The sequence below is a fragment of the Actinacidiphila sp. DG2A-62 genome (assembly GCF_035825295.1).
Lineage (GTDB): Bacteria > Actinomycetota > Actinomycetes > Streptomycetales > Streptomycetaceae > Actinacidiphila.
In genome coordinates, this window is sequence record NZ_JAYMGI010000002.1 from 3,722,653 (window position 1) to 3,744,137 (window position 21,485).

Here is a 21,485-nt window from a genome sequence, read left to right on the forward strand (position 1 = left end):
GGGTCATTCCTCCCGGTGGGCCTGGCGGCGGTGGGTGTCCCGGCCGCGCTCGGTGGTGAACTCCCGGGTGCACTCGGGACAGGGGAAGACGCCCTCGGGTGCGTCGTCGCGCGGCCCGTCGTCGCCAACCGGCACCGGCCCGTCGTTGTGGGCGGCGTTGGCCGTGGCGACGTCTGTCGCCACCAGGGCGGCGGTCATCGCCGCCTGGACCGTCGCGGGCGACGTCGCGGACACCATCGCCGGAGCGTCCGCCTCCGGGCTTCCTGGGGCCGGGGTGAGTCCGGCCGGGGTGGCGACGCCCAACAGATCCGGCGCGCCCGGCCCGGGGCGGCCGTGGGCGGCGTCTTCGACCGGCGAGACGTACCGGTGCCCGTCGACCAGGGCGCCGATCAGGACCTGTTCGGGCACGTCGGTGAACAGGTGCGGAGGGACGGCGAACTCGGTCGGCGACAGGGTGCGGATCTTCGGGCGTTGGGCGACGGCCCAACCGGCGAAGGCGCGGCGCTGACTCGGCGTGGGCTCGACGCGGATGAACTCGTTCATGGGCACACCTGGACTTGGATTGCGCAGACGGTGCAGGTGGTGCCGACGACGTACGTCCGCTCGGCGAGGACCCGCAGATCGTTGTTGCGGATATTGATGGCGGGTCCCCGGACGTCGGGGACGACGTCGACGGGGCTGCGGCGGATCTCGACCGGGCCGGAGATGTAGACCCACGCCGAACCGGGCGCGGCAGGCATCCCGTCCGGGCCGGAGTTCATCGCGGAGTACCCGGCCCCGATCACCGCGCAGTTCCCGGCGAGGGTCCGCAGCCCGCCCGCCGGGGTCTCGCGCAGGATGTTGCAGCAGCCGAGGACGGCGGCCAGGCCGGCGGGGACGTGCAGGGTGCCGACGCCTCCGTACGTTTCGGCCAGACAGCCCTCCAACGCCGCGATACCGGACGCGACGTTGACCGGGCCGTCCGCGGGCGTCAGATCGATCGCGTTCGGGGCGAGGGTGTCGCGCCAGAACGCCGCCTCGACGGCCTGCTGTTCGCCCAGCTCCAGCGACGCCAGCACGTGCTGGCGCGCCTCTTCGTACGACCAGCCCATGGCCGAGCACTCGGTGCCGGCGTAGATGGTGTGCGGCACGGCGTGCTCGACGTGGGGGCGGCAGAACTCCTTGACCGCCGGCGCGCCCGGTGACTCGTCACTGTCGGTGGTGCACGGGTCGACCCAGTCCTGTACCGGGCAGCACCCGAGCGCGAGCCATTCGACGCCGAGCATCTCGTGTGTGTCGGTGACGTCCTCGATCGTGGCGCATCCGCCGAGGAGGCCGTGCGGCAGCGGCTCGCCCGGGATGGCAGCGACCGGCTTGCGCAATCCAGCGGGCGCCATCGTGCCCACCTCCGTCCATGAGCAGGGGGCGGGCCCGGCTCCCCCTCAAGAGACCGGGCCCGCCGTCGAGGGGTCAGGCGACCGGGCAGGCCGGGAGGGTCTGGGCGCCGGTCTCGCCGCTCGCGCAGACGGGGACGGTCACGATGCGGGTGTCGACACTGCGGTCCACGAGGGCGATGCATTCCTCTGAGAACAACGCTGTGTAATCATTTGTCTGGAACTTCGTGCTGTCGTGGATCGCGCCGAGGTTGACCTCTTCGCCGCGGCCGATCTGGAGCTGACCGGCCGGGTAGATGAGGAACTGGAGGGTGTCGGGCCACGTCGTGGCGGGGTTGGTGCCGCCGATGTCGGTCGGGACGGCCGGGCCGAGTCCGCGCGCCCACTGGGGCATGACGCCGATCTGGGCGAACAGGCTGATGATGTCGGCGGTGGACACCTCGTCCTGGGACACGCCGTTGCGGCGAGCCAGGTCGGCCAGGAAGAAGTTCTTCGCCCACCACGGGAAGACCACTTCCAGGCTGGTGCCGTCACACAGCGAGTGCCGCTCGATCATGTCGGCGCTCTGCAAGGCGACCGCGCCGAACACCGCGGACAGCGCGGCGAACGTCGGGCCCATCGTGACCGGCGTCGCGCTGGCGACAGCCTGGGCGAACAGCTCCTGCTTGATGCGGATCTCGTGCGCGACCATCGTGTTCCGCAAGTACCACGACACGAGCTCCGGGAAGAACCTCTGTGTGAGGATGCCCGCTTCGAGACAGACTCCGTGCGCGTCACACCGGACCTCGGTCGGGTCGGGGCACGGGATCTTGTAACACGGCTTGGTCGCCCCGTTGATGTCGTCCGCTTCGGTGTGGACCCACGTCAGCGCGCCGACGTCCAGCGACGGCGTCTTGAAGTACCGCAGGCCGCCGCGGGCGAGCTGGATCTCGGGGGCGTCCCACAGCAGATCCGGGCACGCCACGTCGACCAGGTCGTACACGGTTTCGGACGGCGCGCACCAGCCACCACTGGCCGCGAGGTCGCCCTTGGGCAGACGGCGCTGGTTCGCGGCGTGGAGCGCCACGGTGGTGCCCTCGGGGGCACTGGAGGAGTCGGTGACGATCAGCGCCCGGTCGAACGGGTGCTTGTAGCTGATCACCAACCCGGTGCCGCCGCCGGCTGTCTTGAGGCTGTTGGCGCGGCTGATGATGCCCGCGGTGATGTCCTCGAAGGCGAGCGAGGCACCGGGGGCGTAGCCGGGCACGTCGACCGCGGCGGTGATGACCGTGCCCGGGGCCGGGGGCTCGGGCAGGACGCGGGGCTGGCGGCGGCGGACGCCGGACAGGTCCAGGGCCGGGCGGCGCGCGAGCGAGGCGGTGGCGTCCGGCGCGGCTGGCGGGGCCGGGTCCGCCGGCGGGGCCGGGTCGGCGGGCGGCGTGCCGGCCGGGTCGGTGTCCGCCGCTGCCGGGTCCGGGTCGTCCGTCTCGGTGGTCGCCTCGCCGCCGCGGACCTGGGCGGCCAGGGCGTCGATCTCGGAAGCGGCCTGCTGGGCTGCCTCCTGGCGCGCGTTCTGCTCGGTGCGGATCTGCTCGACCGCGGCGGCCAGCGCCCGCAGGCGGGTCATGTCGTCGCCGGTGACGACGGACGACGTCGACCGGGCGTCGAATGCGGCCACGGCCCCGTCGAGGGCTTCCGCGAGGTCGTCGTCCGTAAGCGCGGTGAGATCCTCCGGGATCTCGAACTCTTCAGCCATAGGGCCGTGTCTCCTGAGTCGTTCTAGGAGAGCTCGGCCCAAAACCAGCAGCGCTATGCCGCCTAGCATAACCAGGCGGCACCGCGTCAGCCGTTGAAACTAATGCCGGTCGTCGGTCAACCAGCCCCACGTTTTACCAGCGCTGATCTGGTAGACCGTTGACCCGCTCACGCCGAACCGGCGCGCGATCACCTCGCGCGGGACCTGGTCCCTCAGCAGCCGCCGGATCTCCTGCACCTCCGGCTCCTTCAGCTTGTGCATTCCGCTGCGCTCGCCGCGAGTGCTCCGCCCCGCCGTGACCATGTCGGCGATGTTCCGGCCGTTGTCGCCGAGGTAGAGGTGCCGGAGGTTGATGCACCCCTCCTCGCCCCGGTGGCAGGTGTGCAACACGTGCGCCTCGCCCGGGTCGCCGTTGGCGAGAATCCACACGGCGCGCGAGGCCAGCATCAGCGTGCCGTCCAGCTTGGCGACGGGGCGGGTACTCCCTCGCGTGGCGAGGATGATGCACTCGTTGGTCGTTGCCGCCCCGGCGGCCCGGAGTTCCGCGATCAGTTCGCCCTTGCCGCGCGTCGCGGTCGTGAGCGGGTCACCGTGGCGCAGGAACCGGGCGTAGTGCTTCTGGCACCAGCCGCGCATCCGGGCCGGTTTGCACGGGCCGTCCGTCTCCGCCAAGGCGCACGTACGCTTGCTCATGTCGACTCCCAATCAGTCGGCTTTCCCCCGCGCCGGTAGCCGCCGACGCGGGGGATTCGTTTGCCCGATTCTACCCGTTTGTGCAGGTCACAGGGCAGGCCGGGCGGGTCAGGCCGGGGTGGTGGTCGGCTCGTCGGTCTTCGCAGTGGAGGTGGCCGCGCCCTTCTCCCGGACGGTGCCGCCTTCGTACCGCCGGGCCACGCCGTCCGCGCTCGGCTTCGACGCGCTGGTGTACACCACCTTGCCGGCGGCGTTGACGACCTCGTACATCTTGCGGTTCTTGTTGCCGCAGTTGCATCCCATGTCAGTGACCTCCGTTGACTGTTGCCGCCAAGCTGGCGGCGAGTTCGGCTCGCGCGGGGGCGAGCTGGTGGGAGAGCCGTTCGATCTCGGCTCGGGCAGAGGCGCGGTCGCTCATGCGCTGTTCGAGGGCGTCGGCCAGGGCGTCGAGCAGGTGGGGGTCGGCCAGAGCGGCGGCGGCGACGGCCGGGCGGTCGCCGGGCGCCAGGTCGCCCCGGCCGGACGCGTTGTCCGGGTATCCGGGCGGGTTGTCCTCGGGGGCGGACACGGCTGTGTCCGGTTGTCCGGGCGGGGTGTCCTGGCTGGTGATGGCCTGTGCAGCGGACGCGGCGAGCGCGAGGTTGGCGCGTTCGGCGACGGCCGAGGCGAGCAGCGGCGAGCTGTGTCCGGGGACAGGGACGGACAGCACCGCCCGCAGTTGCCACCGTCCGCCCGCGCCTTGCCGCATGTGGTAGCTGGGCTGGCACGCCTGGAACACGGTGCGATCCCACGCGCTGAGCCAGGGTGCGGCGGCCCCGGAGAACCACATGCCGCCTTCGCTCATGCCGACCGTGACGATTCCCGCGACGGTGCGGGTGTCATCGAACTGACAGACCGACGTTTCGCACTCGGCGCCGTCGCGGTGATGGCCGACGTTCATGGTCATGGCGCCGGCGCGGATGGTCGAGCCGTCGTCCAGCCGGAACTTGGCGCGCAGGAAGTGCGTCAGGTCGATGGTGCCGAGCGACTCGATCGTCAGGTTCCGGCCGGGCATCCCGGCGTGAGGCTCGCCGGCCTGGGCGACCCACCCGAAGATCCGGCCGTCCTTGTGGTGCACCCCGCCCGATCCCGGGGGAGTTCGTCCGGGGTGGGCTCGCGGAACCACGCCGCGGGCATCGGCTCGGTGTCGCGCATCGCGGACCACGCGGACGCCTCCAGCTCGCGCATCTCGGCGTCCCCCGCCTCGCCCTGGCTGTCGCCACCGGACGCCGTGGTGTCGGGGCCTTCGGGGATGGTCGAGGCGCCGACATACAGGCCACGGGACAGGCGCACCAGGTGTCCGGCGGCGGTCGCGCGCTGGAGGTGCCCGCGGGCCTGCTCGATGCTGATCCCCAGTGCTTCGGCGACGTGCCGCGCGGTGACGGCGGTCGGGGACGACGCCACGTAGGTGATGACCTGGGCAGCGACGTCCGAGGTGGCGAGGACCGTCGGCTGTGGGCACGACGCGGTTTGGTCGGGGGCGTCCAGCACGATCCGCGCCCGGTCATAGGCGGGCATGGCGACCAGCGTTGCGCCGCGGACCCGGCCGCGGGTGATCCGCATCAGGACATCGCCTGCGGACTCCGAGTGCACGACCTCGCCGCGCTCGGGGTCGTCGGGGTCCCCTGCGGCGGCGGTGATGCCCGAGGCCGTCAGGGCGGCGCGTACGACGTCGGCGGACACCTGGCCGTTCGCGGTGGTGGTCCATTCGACGGTGCCGGTCGTGCGCAGCAGGGTGTTCCCGCTGGCGGTCCAATCGGTGGCCTTGTCGGCGCGGATCATCCACGCCCCGTCAGGGAGCTGCAGCAGGCTGGCGTGAGCCAGCGACGCGGCGAGCACGACTTCGGTGTACCCGGCTTCCTCGTCTTCGGCGGGGCGGCGGTCCACGAATTCCACGTCGACGTCGTCCAGGTCGACGGAGATCCCGAGCGGTGCCTCCTGCTCCAGCAGCATCACGGCGTCCGCGCCGGCCCACCGGTTGAGGTACAGGTCGCCGGTCGCGGTGATGCGGTCGCCGTCGCGGCCCATGGTGCGGATCGCGCCGGCCAGCTCGGCGCCTTCGTGGCCGGCCAGCATCTCGTCGGCGTACTGGAGGGGCCACGGCCCGCCCTCCCAGTACAACGACCCGGGGCTGAAGATTCGCCCGTCGCCCGTTTCTTGGTTCTCGAAGGCGATGGCGGTGTCGTCGGGGGTGGCCCAGGTGCGGACGGGGTTCCACTCCTCTTCGGGCATCACGCCACCGGCGGCCGTGAGGGGGCCGAGGTGAATGTCGGTGGCGTCGCCTCCGAACACGACGCGCAGCCGGTCGAAGGTGACTGGGCCGACGCGGTCGGCCAGCGCGGGCAACAGTCCCGGGTCGTCGCTGTAGGCCGCGCAGATGTGGGACGCCCACGGGCTGTGCTGGGTGGGCACCATGTCGGGGTCGACGTTCGATCCGGCGACGGAGTCTGCGGCGACGGTGTGGAACTGCTGGAGTGTCGGGTATCCGTCGTCGGGGCGTTCGTCGGCGGGCAGGTCACCGACCGACCACACCCATGCGGGCTTGGCGCTGTCGGGGTTCCAGTGGGCGGCGCCGAAGGCCTTGGCGACGAACGGGCCGGTGAGGACGTGGCGGCCGTAGTGCGCCAGGTTGGCGATGATGCTGGCGCGCTGTTCGGCGGTGTAGGCCGCGCCGTCGTCGCCGAGGAACATCAGCGTCAGGTGCAGGTCTTCGGGGGTCTCGCCGCCGTCGACCGCGAGGCGCTGGGCGTCCTCGGCGGTGGGCATGAGCGCGATCATGCCGCCTTGCAGGTGAGAGTCGTCGGCGGCGGTGATCCGTCCGGCGGCCCGTAGTTCGTTAAGTTCGTCCACGAGAGTCACCTCATTTTGTGCGGCCGACAGGGCGGTTCCGCCTTGGTCTTCAAGGTCCTTGCGGGCGTAGCCGAACTCGGGCCAGCACCGGCAGTTCACGACGAGCTCGGGCGGGGCCGTGGGGTCGCCGGGCGCGTCCATGTCGACGCCGGCGACGGTGAACGGGTCGGCCAGCAGTTGGATCTGCCCGTTGACGTGCGCGTGAGCGGCCCGGGTGCGGTCGTCGGGGTGCGCCCGCCACTGCTTGACCACCGGCCGGTCTTCCTCGGGCATGTCGCGTGCGGCGGCCAGCTGCGCCCCGCACCACGCCGCGGACGCTTCGGTGCGGGCGATCCGGTCGGCACGGCCGGGGTCGAGGGGGCCGCCGTCGCGGGTGAGCGCGGTCACGACGCGCTCGGCCAGCTGGTCGCGGTCGTCCCCGGCGGCGAGGCCCGCCTCGAGCGCGGTCCGTGCCGCGTCCTGGAGGCGCGTCCCGATGTCCGCGAGCCGGTCGGTGGAGGTGTGGACGAGGTCGCGGACGCCGGACGGCAGGGTGTCGGGGTCGTTGTTGTCCCGTCCCGGCAGGTCGTCCCACCCGGGCGGCACAGCGACCCCTAGGCCGGTTGCCAGGGCGCGGGCGGCCGATTCCATCCCGGACAGCAGCGGGCGCACCAGGCGGGCGGTGCGGGCGTTCCAGATGGCGGCGATGGCGCCGACGCTGAATCGGCCGGAGGCGGTGAGGGTGTCGGCGGCGCGGACTTGGCGGGCGAACTCGGCGGCGACGTCGGCCAGGACCTCGCGGACCAACCGGGCGAGGTCGGTCTCCAAGGTGTCGCGGCCGGGCGGCGGACCCCCGGCGGGGGACGTCACGCTGCCGCCAACAGGCACGGGCCGATCGCGGCCGGGACGTGCCCGTACTCGTACTCGACGCCGGCGGCCAGCAGCTCGCGCAGGTACATCTCCAGCGACGCGCGGAGGCAGTCGGCGTCGGCCCCGTAGCGGGTGGCGATCTCGGGGGCGCGGTCCAGTGCGCCGTCCAACAGGCCCCATTCGGTGACCTGGTCGCGGGTGACGGGCAGCAGGGTGTGCAGGGCGGCGGCGGACACCTGGTTGGCTTCGGCGCGGCGGGGGCGGGGACAGGCCGGGGTGCGGCGCAGCTTCTCGCCGGCGCGGGACAAGGCGTGCCAGATCAGGCCGTCCGCGGCGGCGAGGAGGCGTTCGTCCGGGGTCACCGAGGCGGGCAGGTCGGGCGGGATGGTGGTCTCGTCGGCGGGCAGGTTCGGGGTGATGGGCACGGTGTCCTCCCGCTGCGGGTTGTTGGCGGTGCGCCGTGCGATCTCGGCGGCGTCGGGTGCGTCTCCCTCGTCAAAGCCCGTCTCGCGGCGCAGCGCGGCGTCGGAGATCGCGCCGACTGCGTGGACGGCGATCGCGGTTTGTGGCTGGTTGGTGCGCACCCGCAGCAGGGAGGTGTCACCGCACACCATCCACTCGGTGGCGTTCGGGACCCTGTCGGCCTCCAGCAGCGGCTGAAGCCACTTGGTGGTGTAGGCGTGGGTGACGACGCCAAGCCTGGGTTCGATCCCGAGGCGGATCGCCTCGCCGGTCAACTCCCACGCGCCCCAGTGGTTGACGTCGCCCATGCCCAACAAGAACTCGGCGGGGATGTCGGCGGCCGTGGCGAACCGGGTGATCAGCTCTTGCCGCAGCTTGATCGCGAGCTCGTCGAAGTCGGCTTGCATCGTGAGGTGCGTGATGGCCGCGATGCTCTCGGCCGGCACCTCCAGAATGATCGGGACGGTGGCCGCCGCCGAGTCCGGTTCACGGATCGCGGTCTCGGCCACCTCCATGAACACGTCGATCAAGTCATCTTCCGTGTCCCCCTCGGCGCCGGGCTTGGTGGGGAAGCGGGTGCCCTTGGGGACAAGCAGCACACCGCGGCCGGTGAGGCGGGACTTGGTGATGGCGCGGACGGCGGCGCTCAGCAGCCGCAGTTCCTCCAGCTCGTCCAGCGACGCCAGAACCGGGGAGTCTGCCTCCAGGTGGTTGTCGGGGGCCGGGTCCCATACGCGGATCGCTACGGGCGCCAGCGGGTCCGGGGTGGCCGCCGGGTCGTTCGCGGGGATCTTGACGGGCTCGCCGTCGATCGTGGCTTCCAGGCTGCCGCCCTTGGAGGACATCTCCAGCACGGACACGATGTGCCAGTCCTCGCCCCCGTCCGGGCGGGGGCGGATCACGGTCCACCCTTCGCCGGGGACCGCCAGGTGCCGGCCGTACTCGCGCAGGTGTTGTGACTGTCCGTCCGGGCCGCCTGCGATCCGGGCGACGTGAGCGGCGGCCGGGTGGTCGTCGGGGGCGCGCTCGATGGTGTTGTCCGCCAGGCGCCGCCCGGCGTACAGCGTCGCGGACGACATGGCGTTGCCGATCCAGTTCGCGTAGCTGCGGACCTCGGGCGTCCGGTAGAACTTCCACGCGGTGACCTGGCGGCTGTAGGCCGGGTTCTGGGCGGTGGTCTTGGCGGTGCGGGTGGTGTACTTCGCGGCGGCGCCGACCAGTTCGCGGCTCATGCGTGCGCGTCCGGGCGGGTGTCGTCCCATCGGTTGAGCAGGGCTTGGCCTCCGGCGACGGCCCACCACTGGACGCCGTGGACGAGCAGCGGCGCGCTGTCCCATTGGCCGGCGGCGAGCAGGTAGGTGGCGAGGATCGCGCCGGACAGCCACCACCCGGTGCAGTACGGGCACGACAGCAGCGTGACCAGGAAGGTGCGGGGCCGGGAGGTGGGGCGGGCGGCGTGCCAGGCGGCGAGGCGGTCGCGGCCGGGATCGAGCAGCGCGTCGTGGACGGCGAACTGTGTGGCGCGGTAGGCGGCCAGGGCGAGGAGCACGAGTGCGAGGAGCGAAAGCACGGGGGCGGCCTCCCGAACGGGAAAATCTGCTGGTTCGGGGTTGATCGTAACGCTGAGACCGGAAATCGTCCGGTGTAGGAGGGTTTCACCGAGAGGATCTGCGGCCTGGTCACGTCCCTCCGGTGCCGATGGTGCGCCCGTACCTGCTCCCCGCCGCCGACCGCCCGGTCCGGTTGCGCGACGCCGGGGATTGGACGCTGGCCGCCGCCAGGTTCTCCGCCCACGCCGCCATGACCACGGCGTCCCCGTTGTCCGGAGAGCGCCCCAGACGTTTGATCAGGTCCTCCTTCTTCTCCAACTGGATCAGCGGCGGGCGGCCCGTGGTGTGGGTCCACGTCGGGGCGGTCAGGTCCGAGATCAACAGGTCGTTCGGAGGCAGCATCACCTCGCTGTCGTACGCAGGGTCCAGCAGCTCGCGCATCCGCCAGTACGCGGCCGACCGGACGTTGGTGAACCCGAACTCGCCCTCGCGGGTCCTGGCCCGGGTCTTGGCCGCGCCGGTGTACGCCAGCACCGGCACCGCCAGCTCGCGCAGCCGGTCGACCACGCCGCCGCCCACGCCGATCGAGTCGACCACCGGGACGATCACCCCGGACTCGCCGACCACGCCCTGGACGCGGGCGGTCGTCATCATCGTGTCCTCGCGGTTGTGGCTCTCCAGACCCGTAAACGCCTTCCCGACCCGCGAGGCGAACACGGTGGAGTCGCCGCCGGCGCGGGCGACGTCGACGCCGAGGTAGCGGCGGCCGGGCAGCTCGGCAGGCCCGCGGCGTCCCACTCGTGCCACCGCTCGACCGCGGCCTCGACCCACGCCAGCGGGATCACCGAGTCTTCGTCGCTGGCGTGGAACTGCCCCAAGACGCGGTTGGCGTACAGGGCGGAGTCGGCGCCCCACTGCTTGCGGCGCTGGTCGGCCCACGCCTGGGAGATCCGCCCGGCGGCGACGGCTTCGGCGAGGGTGACGTGGCGGACGAACCAGTCCTCAAGGCCCGGCTTGCGCATGTGGATGTCGTAGAACCGGCCGATCGGTGCACCGGGGGTCGAGATCGCCAGGGCGAACGCTTCGGGGTAGCCCTCGGTGCGCCCGCCGGAGAACGCGCCCTCGATCGCGTCCCAGACCCCGTCTTGGACGATCTTGGCTTCGTCGATGAGGTACAGCAGCGAGTCGGCGTGCGCGCCTTCGATCAGCTCCGGCTTGCTCGACGCGACGGCGGAGGCGGCGCCTTCGGACAGCTTGAGGTTGAGCGCCAGCAGCTCGTGGATGGTGAACGGCGGCCGGCCGAGGACGTCCCACCGGATGCGGCGCGACCATTTGTGGATCTCGGGCCACAGGTAGACCGCGAGGTGGCGCCAGGCCGAGGCGGTCGTGATGACCTTCCAGTCCAGCCCGGCGGCTTCGCGGGTGGTGGCGAACCACAGCACGGTGATCGCGGCCGTGGCCGACTTCCCGAGACCGTGGGGGCCGCGTACGGCGACGCGGCGTTTGACCGGCAGCGCGGCCATGGTGTCTTCCTGGTAGGGCGCCAGGCTCTCGTCTGGGCCCCAGCGGATGACCTCGCGGGAGAACGCGACCGGGTCGTTCAGGTACCGGACCGCGGTGTTGGTGACCTTGCGGCGGTGCTGGGCGGCGCGCAGGACGTCCCGCAGCTCGCGCAGAGCGCGGACGTCGCCGGCGCGGACCAACGCCTCGACGCGCCGCTGTGCCAGCTTCAGGTCAGGAGGTGTCGCTGTCACCGGTGCCGTCACTGCCGCCCCCGCCGAGGTCGCCGATGATGCCCATGATCTCTTCGCCGAGGCGCTGTGCGTCGACGTTGATCCGCGTCGGCACTTCGGTGCCCTCGATCCTGCCTCGGTCCCGCATGATCCGCAGCACGATGTCCGCGGCCTTGGGGTCGCCCTTGACGGCCTTGCCCCAGAACGCGGACTGCATCCGGTCGTACCGGGCGATGGCCTTGCGGCGCAGCTCGTCAATGTCGGCGTGAGCGCGGTCGATGGACTCCTCGAAGGCCCGGTCGATGGCCTTCTTCGCGGCGCTGGCGTCGGCGTAGTGGAGCTGCTTGGCGATGGTGGCCAGGTCGATGCCGGCCAGGTGCAGCTGCAGGGCCTCGCGTCGGCCTTCGGCGGTGTTCTTCTTCTGGCGCTGGGACGGGGGCATGGGGCGACCTCGTCAACTCGGTGTGACTATTTTGTCCATATCCGGCTTTCAACTACCGGGGTTGTGGGGGTTGACCTGCTGATCTTCAGTCGAGCACACATGAGGCGGCTGCGGGCTGTTCGTCGGCGAGGAAGATCGTTTGCGCCATCATCTTGTAGCCGGTCATGCGCTCGCGGAACGTCTCGATGGACTCCTCGGGGTGGACGGAGTCGATGACGGCGTGCGGCCCGTGGGCGTTGAACTGGTGACTGACGCCGCGGGGGATCTGCATGTCCGCCCACGAGTTCTCGGGGACGACGAGGTTGTACCGGTCGCGGCGGTGGCCGGCGGGGACGTCGGGGGCGTCGTCCACGAACGTGGCGGGGGTCCAGGCGGTGACACCGGGGACGTCGGTAACGTGGATCGGCGCGAGGCTGGATACGCGGATGCGGGTGCCAGGGCCGGTCATCATCCGTACGAACCGCAGGCCGGTGTGCAGGTGCATCCGTGAGCAGATGTCGCGGTCGGTGACGTCGTAGAAGTCCATCAGGTACCGGTCGGCGAAGTACCCGTCGAAGGGGGCGCCGAGCATGTAGACCTCGCCCTCCTCGAAGGTCTGGGCGCGCACGATGCCGTCCGCGTCCGGGGTCGTGGCCGGGGCGGAGCGGTGGACGCTGGCGCGGATCGCGTCGACGTCGCCGACCTTCGCGTTCCCGGGATACGGCGAAAGGTCCTCCAACGGAATGTCGGCGGTGCGGAGGTACGTAGCTGTATCGGTCATGACGCCCCTTTAGTGCTGCTTGGTGCTGCTCAGGGTAAGCAACAGCCCACCTCCACCCGGGGCGTACGGGGGTGAAGGTGGGCCGGTGGAGCGCCGCGCGGGGGGAGCCGCGACGGGTTACGCGGGCTTGCGCCAGCGGCGGTCGTCGGCGCCTCGCTCCGAGGCGGGGACGGTGGGGTCGGCGGTCGAGGCGACGGCGACGGAGTAGGCGATGGCTCCGGCGTGCGCGAGGCACGCGAAGGTCTGGTTCTCTTCGGCGGTCTCGACGAAGTACAGCACGGCGTCGCCGGGGCACATGGCGCACGGCGGGGCGGTCTCGTCCGGGTCGGTGCGGTCGACCAGGCCGACGTGCCCTTCACCGGTTCCGTACCCGCCGCTCGTGCGGCGGGCGATGTCCATGGGGGTCGGTCCGTCCACGGTGGCCTCCATTCAGATCGCGACAAGGGTAGGGGCTCGGTCTGACACCGGACAGGTGGCGGATCGAGCCCGGGGGCGGGGGTCAGCGGCGGGCGGGCTGTTGCTCGCGGCCGGCCGGCGCGGGGGCGGTGGCGGGGCGGGTCCATCCGCCGGTGTTGGGGTCGTACTCGCGGGCGTGGGGTTCGTCGCCGGGGCGGTTGTCGCGGATCGGCATGGACGGCAGTGGCACGATGGGTTGTCCTGTGTCGCTCAACGGGATGGGTGGACCGGGGCGGCCGGGATGCTTGGCGGCTGTCGGCCGCCCCGGGGCATGGGAGATCAGCGGCGGCCGATCTGGGGGTTGGCCGGGGGCCTGGCGGGTCGGCTCTCGTAGGTGGGGCGGAGCTGGACTCCGATCGCTTCGAGATCCCCGCCGTACACCTGCTCCCACAGGCCGGCGTCGGCCTCGAGGTAGCCGCGGCACACCTGGCACCACCAGTAGCTTTCGGCGTCGCGGAAGAGGGGCTTGCCGCAGTGGCGGGGGGTCGGGGCGCCGCCGGTTCGGGCTGTGGTCATGTCACTTTCCTTCGGGTTGTGGGGCGTGGAGTGGGCTCTCGGTTGGCCGAGAGCCGGGCCGAGAGTGGCCGAGAGTGGTCCGAGATTCGAGCAGGTCAGAAGGGGTAGAGAGTGGGAGAGAGAGCGGGTCGGGCGAGGCCTTGGCGACGGTGGGGAGCAGGGCCAGGACGTCGGCCCGGCGGACCCCCGTGCGACCACTGATTCCGCCCACCGTGAGGGACCGCGGCACGGCCACCCCGAACGCCCGCAGCAGGGCGCCGAGCTGGGGGCGCGGGACCGTGGCGAAGTAGGGGTGACGGGATGTGTGCAAGAACAGCTCGTCCAGGTGCACGCCGTTGCGTCCGCGGGTGACCTTCTCCAGCAGGTCGAGCAGGGCCGCACGGTCGCGCTCAACGAGGTCCTCGCCGTCCGGCTCGGAGGCGTCGTCGGCGGACTCGGCGGGGGGTTGTGCGGCGGCCGGCGCGGGGCCGGTGCGGCGCGGCTTGTAGTGGGGGTGGCGGCGCGCGGCGAAGTAGGCGGCGACCGACCACGCGGCGGCGAACAGCGCGACGGCGTCGAGGACGTGCCGGGCGGTCAGGTACGGCGCGAGGCGGTGCGCGAGGGGGCCGAGGAATCCGCCTGCGGCGGCGGCGACGGCGCCGAGGGTGAGCACGGCCAGGGCGACGGCTTCGCCGGTGTCCGCCTTGGCGGGCTTCTTCGCCGGTGCGGCCGGGGCCTGCTTCCCGGTCTGGGCTGGGGCCGCCGCCGCGGTGGTCGCGGCGGCGGTGTCGGCGGGCTCGTCGGACAGGCCGGTCTTGGCCGCAGGCGCGGCGGACGCGGCCGGGACCGGCGGGGCGGGGCGTGCTGCTGCAGCGCGGACCGCGGTGGTCACGCCGCGCCGGAGGTGCCTCGCCCCCGCGCGCACCAGGACGTGCGTCCCGAGGGCGATGTCCCGGCGGATCGCCTTGACCGGGACGCCGCGGAACAGGCCGGTGATCTCGTCGCGGACGGTCATCACGCCCCCGCCAGTTGGCCGATGGGGACGCGGATGAAGTTGACGAGGATGCCCCACACGCCGCCTGCGGTGCCGTAGGTGACCGAGGCGGCGATGCCGAACAGGGCGGGCCAGATCATCCTCTTGCCGCGGCCGGCGAACGCGCACAGCGTGAGGAACAGGGCGATGCCGCCCTGCTTGGGGTCGCCGAGTCCGCTGGAGGCGGAGAAGGCGGAGGTGGGGAGGCTGTTGATGGTGGTGGCCAGGTCGGCCCAGGTGCCTTGTGCCGCCATGCACAAGGTGCCGGTGACGATGCCCCACCACGCGGCCTTGTCCCTCGTGTCGATCTTGATGCGGGTGGAACCGCGCAGGCCGAGGATGAGGGCGGTCACGGCGCCCAGGGCCAGGCCGGACACCGAGATGGTGCCGAGGAACTGTCCGCCGTTGATGCCCCCCACGGTGGCGGGTGCGGCGAGGATCGGGTGCACGGTGGGGCCTCTCAGACGGTGTTGCCGGGGGCGTACAGGGCGGTGGCCAGGACGACGGAGGCCAGGGGGATGCGGGCGAGCCAGCGGGCGCCCCACCACCAGTTGGCGGCGACGGTGCGGCGGTCGATCAGCCACCACAGGCCGAAGGCCAGGCCGCCGCAGGTGAGCAGCAGCGAGACGGCGTGGGCGTCGAGGCCGTACCGGGTGCCGTACCGGTCGGGGTAGGCGACGGCGACGGGGGCGAGGCGGCGGGCGATCTCGGCCGCCACGGCGGTGACGATCGGCCGGGTGACCTGGGCCATGGGCAGGTAGTCGCGGACGTACGGGATGCGGGTGAAGCGCCACACCGCGACGGCGGCGAGCAGCGCCAGGACGGCGGCGATCGTGCCGGTGGCGGACTGGGCCGAGGCGGGGAGGTAGCGCTCCAGCCGGGGCACCAGGCCGAGGGCGTACCCGGCCCCGGCGGCGGTGCCGTTGAAGAACAGGAACCGCAGGCGGCCGTCGTCGGCCAGGTCGGAGTGTGCCCACCGTGCGGCCACGCCGGGCCGCTTGGTCACGTTCACCGGCGCGCCCGGTGCCGCCTCGCCGTCGTCGTCGGCGGCCTCGTCGACCGCGAGCTCGGGCGGCAGCGGCGCGGAGGCCGGCACGGGCGCGGCCTTGAGCAGCCGCAGGCGTCGGCGGCTCTTCGCGGGTTGCTCCGGTCCGGCCGCGTCCGAGGTGTCCGCGACGGTGTCCGCCGTGTCCGGGGCCGCGACGTCCGCCATGTCCGCCGGGGTGTCCGTGGCGGGCGGAGGCGGGGCGTCGGTGGGGGCCGCAAGGGTGATGTCCGCGAGGTCGCCGCGGCGCCAGTCCGGGTACCGTCCGCCGCCGCGCTGGACGCCGTCCGGGCGGGCGGACGCCCGGCGGACACGGGCGGTTTCCAGGCGGCGGACGGTGGCCTGCCCGCCGTGTCCGGTGCCGGTGTCCGCCGCGGGGGCGGCAGGCGGCGCGGGAGCGGCCGCAGGGACAGTGTCCGCCCGGGTGTCCGCCGGGGTGTCCGGGTGCCCGGCCGCGTGTCCGCGTGCGGCGTCGTGCGCGGTCGGCCCGTCCACGAGGCGGCGCAGGCGGCGGCCGATGCGGCGCTCGTCGTCACCGAGGGGGGTCACGGGTTCCTCCGGGTGTACGGGGGCAGCAGGCGCTCGGCCTGTGCGGTGAGCTGGGGGTGAGGGACCGGGCCGGGGTCGGCGCCGAGGTCGCGCAGGAGCGAGCACAGCCGGTCGGCGGGGATGATCAGGACGCCGTCGTGGTGCAGCTCGCCGTACTCGACGGGCGCGCCGTCGATGACCGCGACGGGAACGACGGGGACGCCGAGGAGTTCGGCGACGGCGGCGGCCTCGTACCGCAGGCCGGCCAGGCGGCGGGTGACGTCGAGGTTGCCGTGCAGGACCCGGCCCCGGACGACCCGCACGCGGAACCGGGACGACCACCGCTTGGAGTCGGGGACGAACACGGCGCCGCCGGGGGCGATGGCGAGGTGGTCGACGTTGGCGCGCGAGGCGGGCAGGGCGCGGTCGTGGAGGATCGTCCACCCGTCGCGCTCCAGCTCGGCCAGGCGGACGGCGGTGCGGCGCTCGCCGTCCGCGCCCGCCCGGTACTGCGCGGCCTGGCGGCCCCGGGCGGTGTTGATGCCGGCCAGCTCGGCCAGCCGAACCAGCGGGGTCCGCAAGGCGCGGGCGCGGGCCGCCGCCGACGCGCCGGGACCGGGGCGGTTGGACAGGCGGCGGCGGACCAGGACGACGACCACGGCCACGGCGGCGAGTGCGAGCAGGGTCATGACGCGTTCCCCCGCCGGATGCGGCGCAGGGTGCGCGCGACGGTCTTGTCGAGGGTGTCGCTGTCGCCGTGGACCTCGCGGACGCGGGCGATGACGTCGGGCGTCTCGCTGATGCCGTGCGCGAGGCAGTCGCGGATGGTATCCGCGATGGACGGGCTGCCGGTGTCGAGCCGGGTCACGTTCGACGGCATCGGGCCGGGGGCCGGGGACGGCGGAACGACCGGCGGAGCCGGAGGCGCGACCGGTGGGGCCGGGGCTTCGATCGGCACGGGCTTGGCCGACGGGTCCAGGTCCGCGCCCGTGGTCGCCTGTGCAGCGGACGCGGCCAGGTCCCCGAACACCGCGCGCGAGTACGCCTCGTCGGCCGCCAGGCGCCGCAGCTCGCCCGACAGGGCGCGCTGTGCGGTGACCTCGCGGCGGCGCAGCAGCAGCCACCCGCCAACGCGCTCTCCCAGCGGCACCGAGTAGTGCCGCAGGACGACGACCCACAGCCCCTTGGCGATGACGGAGACGGCCGCGCCGACGCTGCCTCCGACCGAGTCGCCGACGTCGACGCCGTGTGCGACGACCGCAGCGACGGCGATCACCAGCGCGGCCCACCCCGCGCCGCGAGCGACGTTGGCCCGCTTGGGGTCGTACCGCTCCAGCCACTCCAGGGCCTGGCAGCACAGCCACGCCAGATCGAACACGCCGGCCACGCCGTAGGCGATGACGTCGGGGACGACCGGAGCGAGCAGCGCGCCGATCCCGGCCGTGGTCCACGCGACCGACAGGCCGGTCACGAGCACGGCCGCGCAGGTGACCGCGCGCAAGATGATCCGGTCCATGTCCCGGGGAGGCACGGGCACGTCGACCTGGTAGGTCTCGGGGACCAGCCGGGTCTCTCCGTTGACGGTCTCGGGCACCAGCCGCTCACGGGTCTCGGTGCGGTACCGGACCCCGGGGATTCGGGGCTGCGGGGTGTCCGGCGAGGTGCCGGGGGTGCTCATCGCGGTTCCTCCGTGACGGTTGCGGGCGGGTGGTCGAGCGGCCGGGGCCGGAGTCGATCCGGCGGCATCACGCCCGGGGCGCGGCCAGGTTGGGACCGGGCCCGCGAAGAGGCGCGGGCCCGGCCGGTCAACGGAAGGTCAGGAGCAGTCGGGGCAGCGCTGGGACGGCGTCTCGCTGGTGAACCAGGCGCCACACACCGAGCACTGCCAGTCGTTCGACGCGCGCGTCACCGCCCGGGCAACGGTGCGTGCGGCGCGGCGCAGGCGGGCGGTCATCGCGGCCCCCGGTTCGCCTGGGCGGCCTCGGCGCCGGACGCGCGGGCGTCCGCGTCGGGGCGGGCCTCGGTGGTCCGCTGGGCCGCGCCCCTGGCGTAGTCGTCGCGGGCCTTGGCCTGCTCGTCGGCGGCGCTCATCCGCGCCTCCCCGGCTGGTAGAACCCGCGGCACCGCGAGCACACCCACTGGACGCCGTCCCGGGTCATCGGCCGGCCGCAGCACTGCGGCACCTCCTCCGAGGCGCGCGGGCCGGGGATGACGGGGATGACGCGGTCGTTCGCGTCGTCGCCCCACATCACGCACCGCCCGTCTTCTGGGTCGGCAGCGGGTGCTCGGCGAGGTGGCGACGGGGCGCGGCCTGCGACGGGTGCCTCACCTGCGAGCACAGCGGGCACGTCTTCGGGTCGTGGACTCCGGGGCCGTTCATCGCGCACCGCCCGTGGTGGTGGTGACGCTGCGGCCGCCCTCGGGCGTGATCGTGACGGTGGTGGCGCGGCCGTCCGCCAACTTCCGGACGAAACCGATCACGGCGAGACGGCGCGTCGGGTCGCCGGACTGCGGCGAGGTCGAGGTGGAAAGATGCTGCACGGTCAGCCTCCTGGTAGCTCAGGTTTGTGCTGGCTGGCCCCGGTCGGTGTGTGAGAGCCCGGCCGGGGCCGTTGTGTCACAGGAGGCGGTTCCGTCGACCTCCCGTGTGGGGTACCCTACACGTGCAGGGTACCCCACACAAGCGTGTCGCGAAACCGCGCTCATGGTTCCGAAAGGTGCGAGCGTGGACAAATCGGGCAGCGAGAGAGACGAGGAGGTGGAGGCCTTGCTGGAAGCGATCAAGGCGCTCGGTTCGACCGAGCCGGCCGCCGTGCGAGCCCGTCAACTGACCCAGTTGCTCGACGAGTGGCCAACGCTGCACAGCGAAGTCCGCGCGCTGCGGCAGGAAGCCGTCGCGGAAATGAAGAACGATGGCATGAGCCTGCGGGCGATCGCCGCGGAGTTGGCGATCAGCTTCGGGCGCGTCCGGGACATCCTCCAAGGCGTGACCAAGCGGCCGAAGAAAGACGACGCGCAACAGCCCTGACGGCGGGGCGCGTTGCTCCCCGTGTGCCAATCTCGGCGTTCCGGCATCCTGGGCGGGACGCCTCGCTACCGTGGAAGCACAGCCCGCGCCGTCCGGCGTCGACGGACCTCGGCGGACGCAGCGATGTGCTCCCCGCACGGGCGGGGGTGAACCCATCAGCGGGATGACGCCGTGGAGCGCGGCCCCGTGCTCCCCGCGCGGGCGGGGATGATCCCGTGACGCCGAACGGAACGGTCATCCGGGCACTTTGCTCCCCGCGGTCGCGGGGATGAGCGTGCAGAAGCCCCACCCGTCAGAATCGGGTGGGGCTTCCTGCTGTGCCGTGGCCTGTCTCGCCGGGGTCGAAGCTACCTCGTGATCACGACCAGGACGACGACCAGCACGGCGAAGAACGCGATGGTGGCGAGGCGCTCGGCGCGGGCGTTGGCGGCCGAGGCGGCGCGGGCCTTGGCGTGCTGGCGGCGCTGGCCGGCGGCGGCGAGGTCGGCGAAGGCGCCGCGGGCGAGCTGGCCGAGCATGCCGGGGACGGCTTGGATCGAGTCGGCGGGGCCGTGGCCGAGGCCGCTGGGGGCGAGGCCGTGGTGGGCGCGGTCGCGGTGCGCGGTGCGGTCGCTGACGGCGTCGGCCCGGGTGATCCGGGGGTCGCCGATGACGCGGCAGTTGGGGCACTCGTAGACATGTCGCACGGCAGCAGGGTAGCGACTCAGCGCACCTTTTATGTGATTGATCAGTGATTGGTAGGTCAACGCTGAAGTCGTGGCGTCACGTTCGGAGTGATTCGACGCGAACCGATCACGAGGGGGCGGGGTGTTCCGCTACCTTCTGTGCCTCCTGGTTCGCTTCCTGGAGGTTTCGCGTGTCCCGTCCTGTTCGTCTCGCTTCCGTGCTCGCCGTTGTCGCGGCGGTGTCGCTGACCGCGTGTTCGTCGTCCGGTTCGTCGGGAGGGAAGGACGCCGGCGCGCCGCCGAAGGCCTCGGCGGTGTCGTCGGCGGCCCGGCCGAGTTCGCCGACCGGCCACGCCGCGCCGGGGGCGGCGGCGGACGTGCGGATCGTGAAGGCCGGGTTCGAGGACGATCCGTACTTGGGCCCGCACATGTACTTTGTGCACTACGCGATCACCAACCACGCGACGGCGGCGGCCGATTACTACGTCGAGGTGGAGCTCCTGGACGCCGACGGGGACCATCTGGGCACGATGACGTTGTCCGCAGAGAAGCTCTGGGTGGGCAAGACGAAAACCAGCGAGGAGCGGGCGACGGAGCTGAACGTCGAGAACGGGAAGATCGCCGACATCCGGTCGGTGCGCGTGTCGGAGGTTCAGCGGACCCCGGCGGCGTGACCGGTCGCGGTTGCCGGACCCGTCGGCCCCGCCTGCGGCGTGGGTACGGCCAGACCGCCCGGCCTGCGGGCGGCAGCAGCATGTTGGAGTGATCATGCGGAACGCCTTCGACCCCGGCTACACCGACTGTGGCGCCTGCACCGAGCAGGAGGTCGCCGGTATCGAGAACGAGGTCGAGACCGGGGCCATCAGCGAGACGGACGCCCGTTACCGGATCGCTCAGCTCACGGCCGACGACTGAGACAGTCCAGTACGGCCGTCCGGGCGCACATCGGTTCGGAGGCGGGGTCGTTGTGCCTGGTGAGCGAGAGGGGTGGTTCACGTGGCGGGTACGACGGCGTTCGTGTTCGTGCTGCTGGGGGCGGCGGTCGTGGCCGTCGTGGCGGTGATCGCGCGGGCCAAGGTGGAGATCGCGCGTATCAAGGCCGGGGCGAAGACCGGCAAGGCGTGAGGGGGATTGTGCGGCCGGTGCCTGGCGGGTGAGCTGGGCGCCGGCCGCCGTGGTGTCAGGGCTCGGGGTGGGCGTCGGCCAGGTGGCCGGTGATGGCTTCCTGGATCCGGGCGTGCAGTTGCTCGGCGCGGGCGTCGGCGCGGGCGGTGAGTGCAGCGGTGACGTCGTCGGGGGTCGGGTCGGCCGGGACCACGATCCGGAGCGGGGCGCCGTCGTCGGTGGGCTCGTCGTGGAACCAGCCGCATCCGCGCGGGCAGGCGTAGCGGGCGGCAGGGCACGCCAGCCACGGGCGCGAGGGGTCGCGGGGGAACGTGGGGGCCGGGATCACGTCCTCGGGCGGCTGCGGGGCGCTGGTGGCCGCGCGTTGGGCGGCGAGGAGCGCGGCCAGGTCGACCGGGGGAGCTGCGCGGTGGCGGCGTCCAGGAGGGCGTCGATGTCGTCGAGGCCGGGCGCGGCCGGGACGGCGGTCACGCGGCGCGTCCGGTGAGGACGAGGGACGTCGGCAGCGGCGGCCGGGCGAAGGCGCGGGCGAACTCGGCGACCATCGCGGCCACGGGCAGGCGGGCCTGGAGCTCGGCGCACTCGCGGACCCGAAGATCCGCACGAAGAACCGCCGGGCGCTCC

At 72.8% G+C, this 21,485-nt stretch carries 30 protein-coding genes; 4 read left to right on the forward strand and 26 right to left on the reverse strand.

What is annotated here, in order from left to right; translation table 11 throughout:
• Positions 1 to 3: 3 nt before the first annotated feature.
• From VSR01_RS16250 to VSR01_RS16360, 23 genes are all read right to left on the reverse strand, one after another.
• On the reverse strand, positions 4 to 543 hold the full coding sequence (locus VSR01_RS16250; protein WP_326449922.1) for a hypothetical protein: 540 nt from the start codon (positions 541 to 543) through the stop codon (positions 4 to 6).
• Entirely contained in the window at positions 540 to 1,376 is an 837-nt protein-coding gene (locus VSR01_RS16255) for a cupin (RefSeq protein WP_326449923.1), read from the reverse strand. The genes VSR01_RS16250 and VSR01_RS16255 overlap by 4 nt, the downstream gene beginning before the upstream one ends.
• 73 nt (positions 1,377 to 1,449) lie before the next feature.
• Positions 1,450 to 3,108 carry a major capsid protein gene (locus VSR01_RS16260; RefSeq protein WP_326449924.1) on the reverse strand — a complete coding sequence of 553 codons (1,659 nt, stop codon included), beginning with the start codon at positions 3,106 to 3,108 and terminating at the stop codon, positions 1,450 to 1,452.
• A 99-nt stretch (positions 3,109 to 3,207) separates the two neighbouring features.
• Entirely contained in the window at positions 3,208 to 3,801 is a 594-nt protein-coding gene (locus tag VSR01_RS16265; RefSeq protein ID WP_326449925.1) for a helix-turn-helix domain-containing protein, read from the reverse strand.
• 108 nt (positions 3,802 to 3,909) lie between these two features.
• Positions 3,910 to 4,104: a hypothetical protein gene (locus VSR01_RS16270; protein ID WP_326449926.1), complete on the reverse strand. Its 195-nt coding sequence runs from the start codon at positions 4,102 to 4,104 to the stop codon at positions 3,910 to 3,912.
• 1 nt (position 4,105) lies between these two features.
• Positions 4,106 to 4,855 (reverse strand): hypothetical protein, encoded by a 750-nt coding sequence (locus VSR01_RS16275; RefSeq protein WP_326449927.1) that lies wholly within the window; start codon positions 4,853 to 4,855, stop codon positions 4,106 to 4,108.
• The gene (locus VSR01_RS16280; RefSeq protein ID WP_326449928.1) at positions 4,837 to 7,557 is read right to left on the reverse strand and encodes a phage minor head protein; all 2,721 of its coding nucleotides are present in this window, start codon (positions 7,555 to 7,557) and stop codon (positions 4,837 to 4,839) included. The genes VSR01_RS16275 and VSR01_RS16280 overlap by 19 nt, the downstream gene beginning before the upstream one ends.
• Positions 7,536 to 9,233 carry a hypothetical protein gene (locus VSR01_RS16285; protein WP_326449929.1) on the reverse strand — a complete coding sequence of 566 codons (1,698 nt, stop codon included), beginning with the start codon at positions 9,231 to 9,233 and terminating at the stop codon, positions 7,536 to 7,538. Before VSR01_RS16285 ends, VSR01_RS16280 begins: the two co-directional genes overlap by 22 nt.
• The gene (locus VSR01_RS16290) at positions 9,230 to 9,571 is read right to left on the reverse strand and encodes a DUF1360 domain-containing protein (RefSeq protein WP_326449930.1); all 342 of its coding nucleotides are present in this window, start codon (positions 9,569 to 9,571) and stop codon (positions 9,230 to 9,232) included. The genes VSR01_RS16285 and VSR01_RS16290 overlap by 4 nt, the downstream gene beginning before the upstream one ends.
• Positions 9,572 to 9,680: 109 nt before the next feature.
• Positions 9,681 to 10,202, reverse strand: a complete 522-nt coding sequence (locus VSR01_RS16295) for a hypothetical protein (protein WP_326449931.1) — start codon at positions 10,200 to 10,202, stop codon at positions 9,681 to 9,683.
• Complete coding sequence (locus VSR01_RS16300) at positions 10,202 to 11,305, reverse strand: hypothetical protein (RefSeq protein WP_326449932.1); 1,104 nt, start codon at positions 11,303 to 11,305, stop codon at positions 10,202 to 10,204. The genes VSR01_RS16295 and VSR01_RS16300 overlap by 1 nt, the downstream gene beginning before the upstream one ends.
• Positions 11,286 to 11,726, reverse strand: a complete 441-nt coding sequence (locus VSR01_RS16305) for a hypothetical protein (protein WP_326449933.1) — start codon at positions 11,724 to 11,726, stop codon at positions 11,286 to 11,288. Before VSR01_RS16305 ends, VSR01_RS16300 begins: the two co-directional genes overlap by 20 nt.
• 85 nt (positions 11,727 to 11,811) lie before the next feature.
• On the reverse strand, positions 11,812 to 12,486 hold the full coding sequence (locus VSR01_RS16310; protein ID WP_326449934.1) for a hypothetical protein: 675 nt from the start codon (positions 12,484 to 12,486) through the stop codon (positions 11,812 to 11,814).
• Positions 12,487 to 12,603: 117 nt separating this feature from the next.
• On the reverse strand, positions 12,604 to 12,903 hold the full coding sequence (locus VSR01_RS16315) for a hypothetical protein (RefSeq protein ID WP_326449935.1): 300 nt from the start codon (positions 12,901 to 12,903) through the stop codon (positions 12,604 to 12,606).
• A gap of 82 nt (positions 12,904 to 12,985) precedes the next feature.
• The gene (locus tag VSR01_RS16320) at positions 12,986 to 13,132 is read right to left on the reverse strand and encodes a hypothetical protein (protein ID WP_326449936.1); all 147 of its coding nucleotides are present in this window, start codon (positions 13,130 to 13,132) and stop codon (positions 12,986 to 12,988) included.
• A gap of 89 nt (positions 13,133 to 13,221) precedes the next feature.
• Positions 13,222 to 13,458 carry a hypothetical protein gene (locus tag VSR01_RS16325; RefSeq protein WP_326449937.1) on the reverse strand — a complete coding sequence of 79 codons (237 nt, stop codon included), beginning with the start codon at positions 13,456 to 13,458 and terminating at the stop codon, positions 13,222 to 13,224.
• Between the two features lies 1 nt (position 13,459).
• Entirely contained in the window at positions 13,460 to 14,452 is a 993-nt protein-coding gene (locus VSR01_RS16330) for a hypothetical protein (RefSeq protein ID WP_326449938.1), read from the reverse strand.
• Positions 14,452 to 14,919 carry a hypothetical protein gene (locus tag VSR01_RS16335; protein WP_326449939.1) on the reverse strand — a complete coding sequence of 156 codons (468 nt, stop codon included), beginning with the start codon at positions 14,917 to 14,919 and terminating at the stop codon, positions 14,452 to 14,454. Before VSR01_RS16335 ends, VSR01_RS16330 begins: the two co-directional genes overlap by 1 nt.
• An 11-nt stretch (positions 14,920 to 14,930) precedes the next feature.
• Positions 14,931 to 16,064, reverse strand: a complete 1,134-nt coding sequence (locus VSR01_RS16340; protein WP_326449940.1) for a hypothetical protein — start codon at positions 16,062 to 16,064, stop codon at positions 14,931 to 14,933.
• On the reverse strand, positions 16,061 to 16,732 hold the full coding sequence (locus VSR01_RS16345) for a nuclease-related domain-containing protein (RefSeq protein WP_326449941.1): 672 nt from the start codon (positions 16,730 to 16,732) through the stop codon (positions 16,061 to 16,063). The genes VSR01_RS16340 and VSR01_RS16345 overlap by 4 nt, the downstream gene beginning before the upstream one ends.
• Positions 16,729 to 17,721, reverse strand: a complete 993-nt coding sequence (locus VSR01_RS16350) for a protein transporter Sec31 (protein ID WP_326449942.1) — start codon at positions 17,719 to 17,721, stop codon at positions 16,729 to 16,731. Before VSR01_RS16350 ends, VSR01_RS16345 begins: the two co-directional genes overlap by 4 nt.
• Positions 17,722 to 17,993: 272 nt before the next feature.
• Positions 17,994 to 18,134, reverse strand: coding sequence for a hypothetical protein (locus VSR01_RS16355; RefSeq protein WP_326449943.1), 141 nt, complete (start codon positions 18,132 to 18,134; stop codon positions 17,994 to 17,996).
• A gap of 285 nt (positions 18,135 to 18,419) precedes the next feature.
• Positions 18,420 to 18,584: a hypothetical protein gene (locus VSR01_RS16360; protein ID WP_326449944.1), complete on the reverse strand. Its 165-nt coding sequence runs from the start codon at positions 18,582 to 18,584 to the stop codon at positions 18,420 to 18,422.
• 184 nt (positions 18,585 to 18,768) lie between these two features.
• Between VSR01_RS16360 and VSR01_RS16365 the strand changes: the two genes are divergently transcribed.
• Positions 18,769 to 19,071, forward strand: a complete 303-nt coding sequence (locus tag VSR01_RS16365; protein WP_326449945.1) for a hypothetical protein — start codon at positions 18,769 to 18,771, stop codon at positions 19,069 to 19,071.
• 347 nt (positions 19,072 to 19,418) lie between these two features.
• Here the strand turns inward: VSR01_RS16365 and VSR01_RS16370 are convergent, their stop codons facing one another.
• Positions 19,419 to 19,757, reverse strand: coding sequence for a hypothetical protein (locus VSR01_RS16370; RefSeq protein WP_326449946.1), 339 nt, complete (start codon positions 19,755 to 19,757; stop codon positions 19,419 to 19,421).
• 197 nt (positions 19,758 to 19,954) lie between these two features.
• On the opposite strand from VSR01_RS16370, the gene VSR01_RS16375 reads away from it, so the two are divergent.
• The 3 genes from VSR01_RS16375 (at position 19,955) to VSR01_RS16385 (ending at position 20,861) form a co-directional block, all read left to right on the forward strand.
• Positions 19,955 to 20,410, forward strand: a complete 456-nt coding sequence (locus VSR01_RS16375) for a hypothetical protein (protein ID WP_326449947.1) — start codon at positions 19,955 to 19,957, stop codon at positions 20,408 to 20,410.
• Positions 20,411 to 20,504: 94 nt separating this feature from the next.
• Positions 20,505 to 20,651, forward strand: a complete 147-nt coding sequence (locus VSR01_RS16380) for a hypothetical protein (RefSeq protein WP_326449948.1) — start codon at positions 20,505 to 20,507, stop codon at positions 20,649 to 20,651.
• Between the two features lie 81 nt (positions 20,652 to 20,732).
• Positions 20,733 to 20,861 carry a hypothetical protein gene (locus VSR01_RS16385; RefSeq protein WP_326449949.1) on the forward strand — a complete coding sequence of 43 codons (129 nt, stop codon included), beginning with the start codon at positions 20,733 to 20,735 and terminating at the stop codon, positions 20,859 to 20,861.
• 55 nt (positions 20,862 to 20,916) lie between these two features.
• On the opposite strand, the gene VSR01_RS16390 is transcribed toward VSR01_RS16385, so the two are convergent.
• Both VSR01_RS16390 and VSR01_RS16395 read right to left on the reverse strand, forming a co-directional pair.
• Positions 20,917 to 21,189, reverse strand: a complete 273-nt coding sequence (locus VSR01_RS16390) for a hypothetical protein (protein WP_326449950.1) — start codon at positions 21,187 to 21,189, stop codon at positions 20,917 to 20,919.
• Positions 21,186 to 21,332, reverse strand: coding sequence for a hypothetical protein (locus VSR01_RS16395; RefSeq protein ID WP_326449951.1), 147 nt, complete (start codon positions 21,330 to 21,332; stop codon positions 21,186 to 21,188). The genes VSR01_RS16390 and VSR01_RS16395 overlap by 4 nt, the downstream gene beginning before the upstream one ends.
• Positions 21,333 to 21,485 lie beyond the last annotated feature (153 nt).